A 12,668-nucleotide genomic window follows, 5' to 3' on the forward strand; every position below is an offset into this window, starting at 1 on the left:
TCCACCTTAAATGGCAAACCAAATGAGTAAAATAATCGCTGCCAAACTTGCTGCTGTAAGAAGCAAATGTGTGATTAAACGGGTTTTAATCGTGAGAAATAAAATATAGCCCGCCAAAGACAATAAAATGATGATGATCGCACTGATATCGATTAACCAATGCCATGTTGCACCAACATTTTTACCGCGATGCAAATCATTGAGCAATGAAACCGTGGTGGCTGGTTTTTGGGTAATTTCAACTTCACCTTGATCCATCTGTAGCCACAGATCTGTTGAACCTGCGGGACTCTCCAAACGGATCATCACCTCGCCATCCATCACTTCACTACTTTTATAGCGACCAATTAATGAATGCTTGTCACGAACAAAATCCAAAATCGCCTGACTTGGATTTTCTTGTTTCTGAATTGCACTGATAAAAGCAGGTGGCAAAGTAATTTTCGCTATTTGTTCATCATTGGATGATTTAAACCAATCTGGGTTATTGAGTAACAATCCTGTCGCAGCAAAAAAAATCAGTGCGATAAAAGCGAATGCAGAAAGCCAGCCATGCACATAGCGTGCATGGCGGTAAAAATCACGGCGTTGATACAAAAGACAAGCCTCGAAAATAAGTGGGACTTTTTATTAAGCGCCACGTTGGAAGTTTAATTTCAGCGTACCAATTTCTGCCTGTGCTGGAAGTGTTTTTGTGACCGCTTTTGGCCCAACCTCTAACTCAAAGCTTTGATATGAATGGTCACCATGCTCACGAGAGGTTTCAATATGGATTAAATATTTACCTGCATCGACAGCTTTGCCAGCTTCATCTTTACCATCCCAAGCTAAACGATACTGTCCTGGTTGGCGTGATGGTTTTGCAACAGCATCCAAGTTTGGCATTTGACGACCATAACGGCGCCACCACACATAGTTTGAGTTAAGCCACTTCTCATCTTTACCCCAAACTGCAAGGGTACGAACCAGTTTTTTATCACTATCCGTCACCCAAACTGAAACATAAGGCGCACGGTAATTATCAACAGCAAGTTTTGGAATATTCACTTCAATTTGAGCCTGATAACCTTTAGGCCAAGCTGTTGCAGCAGCATTTGCAGCCACATGTCGAAGGATCGCAGGCTGATTGGCATCTAACAAAGTTGACCAGCCTGAACTTTGATAGCTGCTGCCATCACTGGCAACCAATTGTGCTTCGAAACCAACCAGTTGCTCAATCAGTTGCATGCCTTCATGCGGTGACATTGCTGTTAAAGCCGTTGCTAAAGCATCTGCATCTGCAGCACACTGCCCGACCACTACACATTGCTCTACGGTTTGAATTGGCATTCCCGTTTGAGGGTTAAGCAAATGTGATTGCCCTGCCAATGAACGATAACCTTGTCCACTAAAAGCTACTGCTTGATCTTTGATATTTAAAATTTGGTTTGGTGCTGCATTATCAAAGCGTTCATTTGGATCTTGAATACCGACTTTCCAACCTGCCTGTTGAGGTGATTGTCCCCAAACACGCATATCGCCCCCAATATCAACCAAAATTCCCTGTAAATGTGGCACAGCTTGTTTCGCGGCAATCAAGGCACGGTCAATCACATAACCTTTTGCATAGGCATCTGGTGCGACTTGAACCGCAGACGCAATTTTAATCTGTTTGGTTTTTGGGTTTAGCTCAATACTTTGTGTCTTTAACTGGCGCAGTAATGCTTCTTGGGTTTGATCATCCAGACTTTGCACCTGATTGCTGTGTTCCCAAAGTTGAATTAACTGGCCTAAACGCGCATCAAAACCACCACAGGTCGCACTACGCCATTGTTCACAAGCAGCAATGACCTCATAAAGTTCAGGAGATGCTGCTATTTGTTGCTCACGATTCAACTGACTGATTTCACTGTCATCACGCCAAACCGATAGAATCTTATCTAAACGTGCAACTTCTGTCTGAATCGCCTGTAATGCCTTTTCTGCATCGTGTTGATGTGCTGTCGTAACAACAACATCCAAAGATGTGCCCAAAATATGATCTTGATGAAAACTATAACTTGGAATCTGCACTGGAGCTTGCAATATAGGTACATCTTTTGCGCTACTTTCATTGGCCTGAGTTACAGTAATTGGCGACATAAATACAGCCAGTGCGGCCATCAACGGTGATAAACGAAATATGATTTGAACTGGGCGAAAAACGTGTTGCGTTGATGACATCGTTAAGGTTCCTTTTCTCAGATTTACCTAAGCCAATACATGAGCTTTATCAAAAGCAAATAGCTTGGTCTCACGCATGAATTACAGCCAAAAGAACATGAAAGTGAAATCATTTTATTTTCAATAAAATCAAAAACATTCTATTCACTTAAGACACACATTAGGGAGAAAAATAACGTGTTTATCTTTATATGTACAATGGCATAAAAACGATTAAAAATTTATCGAAATAATATTGCAACTGATACTCGTTATCAAGTAGATTGTAGCAATTCTTTTGCATTTTTGTTTATTTCTCTTTTAAGGAATTCTTCATGCGTCATCTGCTCACTGTTGCCCTTTTTTCAGCGCTGCCAACATTCAGCTTTGCTCACACAGCAAGTCCTTTTTTATTGCCAGACGTATTTGATAGTAAAGCAGATAGCGTAAGTTTCCAAAGCGCAATCACTGTAGAAAAATTCTTTGTCCCAGGCCGTAACTTTAAAACAGATTATCAAGTGACAACACCAGAGGGTAAAACCGAAACAATTAAAGCAGCAGCAGAATTAAAAAAATTCAATATTGCTGAAGTCAACTTAAGTACCGAAGGGACGTATCGTATTCGCACACAAAATGCGACGGGCACTCCGACCAAATATGCCTTGGTTGATGGTCGTTGGTTACGCGTTCGTCCTCAGCGTCCAGCAAATGTCAATCCAATGCCACCGCAAAATAATAATGCAGCACAAAAAGCACCTCAAGCGCCTGCAAATCAACCACCTCGTTTTATTGCTGAAGACCAAATCCCTGCAAATGCAAAAACTGCACAGACGGTCAATCACTATATCGCAGAAAGTTTTGTCACCAAGGGCAAACCTAGTGCTGTCCCAGCTGTGAGTAATAAAGGCTTCGAGTTCAAATTCTTAACTCATCCGAATGAACTCTATGCTGGCGAATCATTTAAGGCGCAAGTTTTAATCGATGGCAAACCTGTGCCAAACTTGGAAGTTGATGTATTTAAAGGTGCAAGTAGCTATCAACCCAATGCAAAGCGTGATCAGCCGCATGTAAAAACCAATGCCAAGGGTGAAGTTGAAGTTAAATTCAGTGAAGCAGGTATTTATCTGATTACAACCGCTTATCCAGAAGCAAATACAGATAACACCAAACAACCTATCGCACAATCTTATACTTATAGCGTCACGGTTGAAGTGACTGAATAAGCCTTTTAATGAAGGTACTTATCAGCGTATAAGTACCTTTCCCCACCTGATTTAATCCCTATCCATTTCTATCTTAAAAATAACAGCGTATATTGTTTTAAAACTCGTACTTAGCCTGTTTTATGACTTCAAAAAAAACCAGTGATGCAGGTATCTTTTTGTGGATGGTCTATCAAACCATGCAAAAGATGGATATAGATGCTGCCGCCATCTTTGCCCAGGTGCACCTTCCAGATCAACCACCTGATAAATTTGTGCGTCGTGACAACTCTACTCAGCAGCGTTTTTGGAAAGCCGCTGTAGAAATTAGTAAAGATCATGACATTGGCTTGCATATCGGTGCAAATGTCCCAGCGTTTCGTGGACAAGTTATTGAATACCTTTTTCTGAGTAGCCCAACATTTGGTGAAGGCCTCAAACGGACCATGCGCTATCAAGCCTTACTCACCGATGCCATGTCATTTAACTTAGACATGATAAATGAAGATACGGTCATGATTTCAGGCCTAAATCATCCTGTTCGGCATTATCTGGAATGTGCGATTGGCATTCTGCTTAATTTTTTTAAATACATTAGTGACGAAACATTTATACCGCTTGAAATTGGCTTGCCCTATCATGAAGGTGCACACCCAAATGAATATCAGAAAATATGGGGATGTCCTGTTAGACTTGGTCAAGAGAATGGCTACATTTGCTTTGATGCAACACAATTAACAACTGCTTCTCCTGCACATGAACCTGAACTTTTAAAAGTACATGAACATCATGCTGCTTCACAGCTTGAGCTATTAAACAAACATCAGCTCATCAATGAAATCGAAAAGATCTTGGCTAGTGGATTATTAGAGTCTGGAGATTTTGACCAGAACATCGTGGCCCAATATTTAGGACGCAGTGCCCGTAGCTTAAGAGCAGACTTACAACTTTTAAATACCACTTATGAAAAAGTGATTGCCCACTATCGCGAACGCCTTGCACGGCGTTTGCTATCCCATACACAAGAAAGTATCGATCAGATCGTTTATCTTACAGGCTTCTCTGAACCCTCTGCTTTTTCAAGAGCCTTTAAACGCTGGACTGGGGAGACACCAACTGCATACCGACAACGTAAGCAGGCTTAAATTGATTGGGTAGGCAGCTCCAAACTGTCAGATCAGTCAAAATATTTTGTTCATCTCTTTTTAAAATCAGATCCATGTTAGACGAGGTAATCCAGCATGATCGGTTTTCCAGTAGGTGTTTTTGTTGCAAATGGTATGGAATGGTATTTCCACAAAGTATGGTTGCATGAATTCCCTAGTAAAAATAGAAATAGCCCCTTCTTTACGCATATTGCCCATCACAAACGTGCACGTTTAAATGGCTTCCATGATGAAGGTTATGCAGAATCCATGTTTAAAAATTCTGAAATGTATAATGAAAAATCAGCATTAATCGGCTTAGCTGCCACATCTACGATTTTTCTACCCGTTGCCCCTTTCTTTACCGCGGGCTTGTACTATGGCATTTGGAATTATTGGAAAGTTCATGCCAAATCACACTTAGACCCAGAGTACGCCAAAAAGCGGATTCCTTGGCACTATGATCATCACATGACTAGCAATCAAAATGCGAATTGGTGTGTGACCCGTCCATGGTTCGACTATATTATGGGAACCCGAGTCATGACCGATGTATCTGTTACCGAAACCAATCCCTTGGCAATGAACATGCCAAAGTGGTTGGAAAAAAGAGTAAATCGTGTAGCACGTCGTTTATTGCCTAAAGCATATGCTCAAATTGATGCCAATACCCAATTTGATCAACAGAATTTAAGGCAAGGAATTGAAGTGGCTTTATAAAATATGAGGCGCTTATTCTTTTGATATAACCGAGCTAAAATAGCTCGGTTTTTTATTATGAGAACGTTAATGTGAACTGGTTTTAGACAATAAATTTAAAATCAGCACACCACTCATAATCAACACAATGCCAATAATTCCCCAAAGATCCAGTTTTTGATCAAACACAAACCAAGCAACTGTGGTAATCAAGACTATCCCAACACCAGACCAAATCGCATAAGCAATCCCTACGGGGATCGTTTTCAAGGTTAAAGACAAACAATAAAATGCAATCATATAACCCACAACCACCACAATGGATGCAATTGGCTTGGTAAAACCTTCGCTGCTTTTCAGGGCTGATGTTGCAATCACTTCCGCAGCAATCGCAATGAATAAAATAATCCAGTTGTTCATTTACCCATCTCCCATCATCAAATACGACCTATTAGAATATCTACAAGAAAAAACACCCTTTATAAAAAGGGTGTTTTCATATGACTTAGAATTAATCTAGTGACAACTTAAGCCGTTTTTTTCGCCATATTGTTTTTACGGATCGTAATCATGACCAATTGCACTGCCGCTGGCGTAACGCCAGGGATACGACTCGCTTGTGCCAAGGTCTCTGGACGAACAGTATTTAGCTTCAAAGTGATTTCACGTGATAAACCTGAAATACCATCGTAAACAAAATCAGCAGGAATCTTGGTTTCTTCAAGACGCTTTAATTGCGCTACATCTTCGTGCTGGCGGTTAATATAACCTTCATATTTCACCGCAATCTCAATCTGCTCACCCACATGTTCAGATACTTCCGAACCCGTTAATTCAGCAATTTGGCTAAAATTAATATTCGGACGTTTCAACAAATCGATCGCACTACACTCTTTACTGAGATCTGCACCCGTCATTTCAACGAATTTTTTACCCATTGGGTTATTTGGCGCAGCCCATAAATGCTGTAAGCGAGAGGTTTCACGCTCAACTGCTTCCATTTTTTCGCTATACGCAGCCCAGCGTTCATCATCAACCAGACCAAGTTCACGACCAACCGCAGTTAAACGCTGATCCGCATTGTCTTCACGCAACATCAAACGGTATTCCGCACGCGAAGTAAACATACGGTACGGTTCTTTGGTTCCAAGCGTAATCAAGTCGTCTACCAGTACACCCATATAGGCTTGATCACGTTTTGGTGTCCACTCTTCTTGTTCCCAAGCACGGCGTGCGGCATTTAAGCCTGCAAGTAAACCTTGTGCACCCGCTTCTTCATAACCTGTCGTACCGTTAATTTGACCAGCAAAGTACAAGTTTTGAATCGCTTTGGTTTCAAGTGTGAATTTCAACGCTTGAGGATTGAAATAGTCATATTCAATTGCATAGCCTGGACGCAAGATATGCGCATTTTCCATACCGCGAATCGAACGAACCAAATTGAACTGCACATCAAATGGCAATGAAGTCGAGATACCATTTGGATAAAGCTCATGCGTATCTAAGCCTTCAGGCTCCAAGAACACTTGATGTGAATCTTTATCTGCAAAACGGTGAATTTTATCTTCAATCGATGGGCAATAACGTGGGCCAACACCTTCAATCACACCGGTATACATTGGTGAGCGATCTAAACCACCACGAATAATTTCGTGGGTTTTTTCGCTGGTATGCGTGATATAGCAATTGACTTGTTCGGGATGCATCGAAACATCACCCATGAACGACATCACGGGAGATGGGAAATCACCTGGTTGTGGTGTCATGACAGAGAAATCGACTGTACGCGCATCAATACGTGGTGGCGTACCAGTTTTTAAACGACCAACAGGTAAATCAAGCTCGCGTAAACGATGTGCCAATGCAATTGATGGAGGATCACCAGCACGACCACCACTTGTGTTTTGCAGACCAACGTGGATCACACCACCCAAGAATGTTCCTGTTGTCAAGACCACGGTTTTGGTATCAAAACGAATACCCATTTGGGTGACAACACCTTTAACTGTATCGCCTTCAACAATTAAGTCATCCGCCGCTTGTTGGAAAATATCCAAATTGGCTTGATTTTCTAAAGTATGACGAATTGCAGCTTTATAACGTACACGGTCTGCTTGCGCACGCGTTGCACGTACAGCAGCACCTTTACGTGAGTTTAGAATACGGAATTGAATACCACCTTTATCTGCCGCAAGTGCCATTGCACCGCCAAGTGCATCAATCTCGCGGACAAGATGTGATTTACCAATACCACCGATTGCTGGGTTACAGCTCATCTGCCCCAAAGTCTCAATATTATGCGTCAACAATAATGTTTGTCTTCCCATACGTGCAGCAGCAAGCGCCGCTTCCGTACCAGCGTGACCGCCACCAATTACGATAACGTCGTAAACTTTAGGATAGTGCATAGTGGTAAATGTGTATTCAAAAAATGACAGAGTATTATACAGGAGTTTTCTATTAAATTGGCAAAAACCATCAATATTCTTATAGGTTCCAAGCCACTGTTCTGGCTACAGAATACACAAAAAGAAACCTTATGTTGCATTTCCCTCTTATACTTCACACAGCGAATCATCACTATTAACTTGAACACCACTGTTTTATCTGTTCAATTTCTTATCCTAAAAAGTGCATAACAAATACTTAGGAAAATGACATGAACACAAAGCTTTTATTTTCATCTCTTATTTGTGGCCTATGTTTTAGCGTAGCTGCGCATGCAGATACCAAGGCGACCCAAGATCAGCAAACCAAAAAGTATCAGCAGGTTTGTAAAGGCAAAAAACAAGGTGACCCAGTTTCTTTTGCCTATAAAGGCGTTGTTTTCAATGGTTCATGTGAACCGAATGAAGCAGGTAAATTAGCGTTCCAGCCACCAACACCTGCAAATAATGCAGCGCCTGAGACTCAAAGTCGTCTTGCAGAAACACAATCTGCACCGCGTCCTGTAAGTGAACCTGTAGAAGCGCCACCCGTAGCTCCTGCTCCTCCAGCTACACCCGATGTAGAACAAACTGCGCCTTAATTGCAGTCATTATAAAGAAGGTCTCTGTAGACCTTCTTTTTTTATTTATCTGTGATAAAAACGATGCGATAAGCCCATCTCGCTTAAATATTTGCCCTTAAAATTGTAATCTGTCTATTTTATAATCCCTTTAATAAGTTTTAATCTATTACAATACTCGCAAATACATTTATTTAGGTTTTCCTGTGAACTGGCTACAAATTCATATTACTGTTGATCAAAATCAAGTTGAACTGACCGAAACATTACTCCTGTCATTAGGTGCGGTGAGTGTTACCTTGGATGATGCAGAAGATCAAGCCTTGTTAGAGCCATTACCAGGAGAAACGCCACTTTGGAATAAAGTCATCGTTACAGGGATTTACCAACAGGAAGAAGATGATCCAATTGATGTCGATACTTTAGAAGCATTCTTAAAAGTTCAACTCCCAGATGTGCCTATGCGTCACCAATATTTGGAAAACCAAGTTTGGGAACGTGCATGGATGGATTATTACGAGCCAATTCAAATTGGTGAGAAATACTGGATTGTTCCTGAATGGTTAGAGCCACCTGAAGCAGATGCAACCAATATCAAGCTTGATCCAGGTCTTGCATTTGGTACAGGCAACCATGCCAGTACCTTCTTATGCTTACAGTGGTTAGGTAAAACCGATGTAAAAGATAAAATCGTGATCGACTACGGTTGTGGTTCAGGAATTTTAGGTGTTGCAGCACTTCTGTTGGGTGCGAAAAAAGTTTATGCAACCGATATCGACCCTCAAGCGGTACTTGCTACAAAACAAAACGCAGATTTGAATGGTGTACTGGATCGTCTTTATGTAGGATTACCTGAAGAGTTTGATCAAGAATTTAAACCACAACAAGCAGACGTCCTTGTCGCAAATATTTTAGCGGCACCGTTAATGGCGCTTGCGCCTGAATTCTCAACTTTATTAAAAAATGAGGGTGAGTTCGCACTTGCTGGTGTAATCGAAGAGCAAGTTGCTGATGTTTCTAGTGTTTACTCGCAGTTTTTTGATATATTAGAGATTGAAAAGCGTGAAGAAAACTGGTGTCGCATTTCAGGAAAACGTAAAACAACAATTTGAGAACACTGTTACTTATGAGTGAAAAACAAACCCGCTGCCCTAAATGTTCTACTGTGTACAAAGTGACCCTTTCACAACTCAGTGTTGCACAGGGCATGGTTTGTTGTCCGAAATGCGTGATTAACTTTAATGCACTCACCAATTTATTAGAATCAGAAAGCGAAGATATCCCGACCCCGACCAATCGCTCGCTTTTTTCTTCAATTCAACCTGACAGCTCGTTTGCAGAAAAGCAAATGCAGATTTTGCGCATCTTTGATCAGAAAATTGAAAACTCAAATATTGATTTATTAACGTATCTCAATAACCTGAATTACTTTAATACCGAACCTGTTACAGCCCTACCCAACTTAAATCTGTCAGAAGATACCCTGTTAATTGATCATGAGGCCAATGACAAACAGCATGGCTGGCTGTATTACACCTTGTGGGGTTTAGGTAATATTGCTCTCATTTTAGTGTTTGCATTTCAAATTTTATGGTTCAACCCGAAACTGATGCATGAAAGCCCAGCACTGAATCAGATGTTTAATTATGCATGCGGCATTTTTTCATGCAAAACCAGCAATGAACAATACAAATACCTTAGCTTTGAAAAAGTAAAAATTAAGCGGGGCGAACAAGATAGCTCTGTTTTTTCAGGCGTACTTTTGAATCATCATGAGAATAGCGTAGCACTCCCTCCTATTAAGGTTGTGCTCAAACAAAATGACGAAGCCGTTTTTAATGTAATGCTTAAACCACAAGACTATTTAGTCGACAGTTTAAAAACGATTCAACGCATTCCAACCAACAGCCCTTTTCGCTTCGAATTTACCCTTCCAAAAAGCAAAAATAGCTTTAATGACTATAGTTTAGAATTTGTACAGCCCTAAAAGCTCAAAAAAGTGACAAAAAAACAAAAAAAAGTGAAGTTAAATTGCTCACTTTTTCGCTGACAGTGGTATGATACGCGCCACGAATGCTTTGACCTACTTACTCCTCGTTATTTATAGACAATAAAATCGTTAAACGAACTGTGCTTCTATCCCATAAGCGCATTGTTGGTTTTTTTGTTTTTAAAAGTAGGCTGTAACAAATATTTAACTATTGTTACGCTTATTTTTTACACAATTCGAGGATTTGTGGCAAGCTAATAGTCCCATTGTTTTAGAGTCACTGTTTTAGGATCTAAAACAGGACTCAGTAATTTAGACCACATTTATATCACTTTACCCAAGTAGATATTTTGAATTTTCGGATTAAAACGCATGAATAGCAAATCTCCTATTTTTACGGCTCAATCTGATGTCGCTCTTCGCATCCATGTTGATCGCGCAGTTCGTCATTATTTTGCACAATTGCAAGGTGAGCAACCATCTCAAGTTTATGACATGGTTTTAGCAGAAATGGAGAAACCTCTTTTATCTGTGGTCTTAGAATATACTCGCGGTAACCAAACACGTGCCGCTGAGATTTTAGGCCTTAACCGCGGAACTTTACGCAAAAAGTTAAAAGCTCACGGTTTAATGAGTGAATAATTGATAAAATGCTCACGTTCTCGTGGGCATTTTTTTTGCCTTTTATTTTCAATCTGTAGACTTCAAACTGTTGACTAAAATCATGACTATCAAACGTGCTTTAATCTCTGTTTCCGATAAAACTGGAATCGTTGAATTTGCTCAAAATCTTGCAGCGCTAGGGGTAGAAATTTTATCTACGGGCGGTACATATAAGTTGCTTAAAGACAACAATATCGCCGTAGTAGAGGTTTCTGAACATACAGGTTTTCCTGAAATGATGGATGGTCGTGTAAAAACACTACATCCAAAAATTCATGGAGGCATCTTAGCGCGTCGTGGTCTGGACGAAGCAGTGATGCAAGAACACAACATCGATCCGATTGATCTGGTGATTGTTAACCTGTATCCATTTGCAGCAACAGTAGCAAAACCAAACTGTTCACTTGCAGATGCAATCGAGAATATCGATATCGGTGGCCCAACAATGGTTCGTGCCGCAGCAAAGAACCATGCATCAGTGGGTATTATCGTAAATGCAGCTGACTACGACACAGTGGTTGCTGAATTAAAAACAAATGGTGCGCTGTCTTACGAAACTCGTTTCGACTTAGCAGTAAAAGCATTTGAGCACACGGCACAATACGATGGCATGATTGCATCTTATTTAGGTGCGCGCGTTGGTAAAACTGAAGGCGAAGCGGATCTATTCCCTCGTACCTTCAATACCCAACTGAATAAAGCACAAGATTTACGTTATGGTGAGAACCCGCATCAAAATGCGGCTTTCTATGTTGAAGCGACTGCTCAGGAAGCATCAGTTTCTACTGCGAAGCAATTACAAGGTAAAGAACTTTCTTATAACAATATTGCAGATACAGATGCCGCACTTGAATGTGTGAAATCTTTTGTGAAGCCAGCGTGTGTGATCGTTAAACATGCCAACCCTTGTGGTGTTGCTGTTTCTCTAGATGGTATTCAAGCTGCTTATGATCTTGCTTATGCAACCGATCCTGAGTCTGCTTTCGGCGGCATCATTGCATTCAACCGTGAATTAGATGTCGCAACTGCTCAAGCGATTGTTGATCGTCAATTCGTTGAAGTGATTATTGCTCCAAGTCTTGCAGATGGCGTACTTGAAATCACAGGCGCGAAGAAAAATGTTCGTGTCATGGTTTGCGGTGAACTTCCTGCAATTGATGCACGCGCACCACAGCTTGACTACAAACGCGTCAATGGCGGCTTATTGGTTCAAGACCAAGACTTAGGCATGATCACTAAAGACGACTTAAAAGTTGTGACAAAGCGTGCACCGACTGAACAAGAGATCGATGATTTGATCTTTGCTTGGAAAGTAGCAAAATACGTCAAGTCAAATGCGATTGTTTATGCTAAAGATCGTCAAACCGTTGGTATTGGTGCTGGTCAAATGAGCCGCGTCAACTCGGCACGTATCGCTGCAATCAAAGCAGAACATGCAGGTTTAGTGGTTGAAGGTGCGGTCATGGCATCTGATGCATTCTTCCCATTCCGTGATGGTATTGATAATGCTGCAAAAGCTGGCATTAAATGCATTATCCAACCAGGCGGTTCAATGCGTGATGAAGAAACCATTGCAGCAGCTGATGAAGCTGGCATTGCGATGGTCTTCACAGGCATGCGTCACTTCCGTCACTAAATAATATAAGTCTCTAGCCCAATCCCCCTAAATCCCCCTTTATAAAAAAGGGGGACTTACTTTTATCCAAACTAAAAAGCATGTTGCCCTCTTTTTCAAAGAGGGGTTTAGGGAGATTCAGAGGGGACTTTTTTATTCTGAACAG

The 12,668-nt window shown here is 41.0% G+C and carries 12 protein-coding genes; 8 read left to right on the forward strand and 4 right to left on the reverse strand.

Going from position 1 to position 12,668, the window contains the following annotated elements:
- Nucleotides 1-6: 6 nt before the first annotated feature.
- Together MMO42_RS04040 and MMO42_RS04045 are read right to left on the reverse strand one after the other, a co-directional pair.
- Nucleotides 7-597 (reverse strand): PepSY-associated TM helix domain-containing protein, encoded by a 591-nt coding sequence (locus MMO42_RS04040; protein WP_241319404.1) that lies wholly within the window; start codon nucleotides 595-597, stop codon nucleotides 7-9.
- 33 nt (nucleotides 598-630) lie between these two features.
- Nucleotides 631-2,202 (reverse strand): DUF2271 domain-containing protein, encoded by a 1,572-nt coding sequence (locus MMO42_RS04045; RefSeq protein ID WP_241319405.1) that lies wholly within the window; start codon nucleotides 2,200-2,202, stop codon nucleotides 631-633.
- 314 nt (nucleotides 2,203-2,516) lie between these two features.
- Here MMO42_RS04045 and MMO42_RS04050 point away from each other — a divergent pair, with 314 nt between their 5' ends.
- The 3 genes from MMO42_RS04050 (at nucleotide 2,517) to MMO42_RS04060 (ending at nucleotide 5,248) form a co-directional block, all read left to right on the forward strand.
- Nucleotides 2,517-3,404, forward strand: a complete 888-nt coding sequence (locus tag MMO42_RS04050; RefSeq protein ID WP_241319406.1) for a DUF4198 domain-containing protein — start codon at nucleotides 2,517-2,519, stop codon at nucleotides 3,402-3,404.
- A 122-nt stretch (nucleotides 3,405-3,526) separates the two neighbouring features.
- Nucleotides 3,527-4,528, forward strand: coding sequence for an AraC family transcriptional regulator (locus MMO42_RS04055; protein WP_241319407.1), 1,002 nt, complete (start codon nucleotides 3,527-3,529; stop codon nucleotides 4,526-4,528).
- Between the two features lie 96 nt (nucleotides 4,529-4,624).
- On the forward strand, nucleotides 4,625-5,248 hold the full coding sequence (locus MMO42_RS04060; protein ID WP_241319408.1) for a sterol desaturase family protein: 624 nt from the start codon (nucleotides 4,625-4,627) through the stop codon (nucleotides 5,246-5,248).
- 66 nt (nucleotides 5,249-5,314) lie between these two features.
- Here the strand turns inward: MMO42_RS04060 and MMO42_RS04065 are convergent, their stop codons facing one another.
- The gene (locus tag MMO42_RS04065; protein WP_241319409.1) at nucleotides 5,315-5,647 is read right to left on the reverse strand and encodes a multidrug efflux SMR transporter; all 333 of its coding nucleotides are present in this window, start codon (nucleotides 5,645-5,647) and stop codon (nucleotides 5,315-5,317) included.
- A 107-nt stretch (nucleotides 5,648-5,754) separates the two neighbouring features.
- The gene (gene mnmG, locus MMO42_RS04070; protein ID WP_241319410.1) at nucleotides 5,755-7,635 is read right to left on the reverse strand and encodes a tRNA uridine-5-carboxymethylaminomethyl(34) synthesis enzyme MnmG; all 1,881 of its coding nucleotides are present in this window, start codon (nucleotides 7,633-7,635) and stop codon (nucleotides 5,755-5,757) included.
- Nucleotides 7,636-7,886: 251 nt separating this feature from the next.
- Between mnmG and MMO42_RS04075 the strand changes: the two genes are divergently transcribed.
- The 5 genes from MMO42_RS04075 to purH all read left to right on the forward strand — a co-directional run bounded on the left by MMO42_RS04075 (nucleotide 7,887) and on the right by purH (nucleotide 12,523).
- Nucleotides 7,887-8,255, forward strand: a complete 369-nt coding sequence (locus MMO42_RS04075; RefSeq protein WP_005292937.1) for a hypothetical protein — start codon at nucleotides 7,887-7,889, stop codon at nucleotides 8,253-8,255.
- 185 nt (nucleotides 8,256-8,440) lie between these two features.
- On the forward strand, nucleotides 8,441-9,346 hold the full coding sequence (gene prmA / locus MMO42_RS04080; protein ID WP_005151926.1) for a 50S ribosomal protein L11 methyltransferase: 906 nt from the start codon (nucleotides 8,441-8,443) through the stop codon (nucleotides 9,344-9,346).
- A gap of 14 nt (nucleotides 9,347-9,360) precedes the next feature.
- Nucleotides 9,361-10,221 carry a DUF3426 domain-containing protein gene (locus MMO42_RS04085; RefSeq protein ID WP_241319411.1) on the forward strand — a complete coding sequence of 287 codons (861 nt, stop codon included), beginning with the start codon at nucleotides 9,361-9,363 and terminating at the stop codon, nucleotides 10,219-10,221.
- 375 nt (nucleotides 10,222-10,596) lie between these two features.
- On the forward strand, nucleotides 10,597-10,866 hold the full coding sequence (gene fis / locus MMO42_RS04090) for a DNA-binding transcriptional regulator Fis (RefSeq protein ID WP_001086304.1): 270 nt from the start codon (nucleotides 10,597-10,599) through the stop codon (nucleotides 10,864-10,866).
- An 82-nt stretch (nucleotides 10,867-10,948) separates the two neighbouring features.
- On the forward strand, nucleotides 10,949-12,523 hold the full coding sequence (gene purH, locus MMO42_RS04095; protein WP_005151921.1) for a bifunctional phosphoribosylaminoimidazolecarboxamide formyltransferase/IMP cyclohydrolase: 1,575 nt from the start codon (nucleotides 10,949-10,951) through the stop codon (nucleotides 12,521-12,523).
- Nucleotides 12,524-12,668 lie beyond the last annotated feature (145 nt).

This window comes from Acinetobacter sp. ANC 3882 (assembly GCF_022549545.1).
Lineage (GTDB): Bacteria > Pseudomonadota > Gammaproteobacteria > Pseudomonadales > Moraxellaceae > Acinetobacter.

What these genes read in the sequence shown, in the direction of transcription:
- MMO42_RS04055 (WP_241319407.1), top strand. Translation starts at nt 3,527, where the DNA reads ATGACTTCAAAAAAAACCAGTGATGCAGGTATCTTTTTGTGGATGGTC.
- MMO42_RS04075 (WP_005292937.1), top strand. Translation starts at nt 7,887, where the DNA reads ATGAACACAAAGCTTTTATTTTCATCTCTTATTTGTGGCCTATGTTTT.
- MMO42_RS04060 (WP_241319408.1), top strand. Translation starts at nt 4,625, where the DNA reads ATGATCGGTTTTCCAGTAGGTGTTTTTGTTGCAAATGGTATGGAATGG.
- MMO42_RS04050 (WP_241319406.1), top strand. Translation starts at nt 2,517, where the DNA reads ATGCGTCATCTGCTCACTGTTGCCCTTTTTTCAGCGCTGCCAACATTC.
- mnmG (WP_241319410.1), bottom strand. Translation starts at nt 7,635, where the DNA reads ATGCACTATCCTAAAGTTTACGACGTTATCGTAATTGGTGGCGGTCAC.
- fis (WP_001086304.1), top strand. Translation starts at nt 10,597, where the DNA reads ATGAATAGCAAATCTCCTATTTTTACGGCTCAATCTGATGTCGCTCTT.
- MMO42_RS04085 (WP_241319411.1), top strand. Translation starts at nt 9,361, where the DNA reads ATGAGTGAAAAACAAACCCGCTGCCCTAAATGTTCTACTGTGTACAAA.
- MMO42_RS04065 (WP_241319409.1), bottom strand. Translation starts at nt 5,647, where the DNA reads ATGAACAACTGGATTATTTTATTCATTGCGATTGCTGCGGAAGTGATT.
- purH (WP_005151921.1), top strand. Translation starts at nt 10,949, where the DNA reads ATGACTATCAAACGTGCTTTAATCTCTGTTTCCGATAAAACTGGAATC.
- MMO42_RS04045 (WP_241319405.1), bottom strand. Translation starts at nt 2,202, where the DNA reads ATGTCATCAACGCAACACGTTTTTCGCCCAGTTCAAATCATATTTCGT.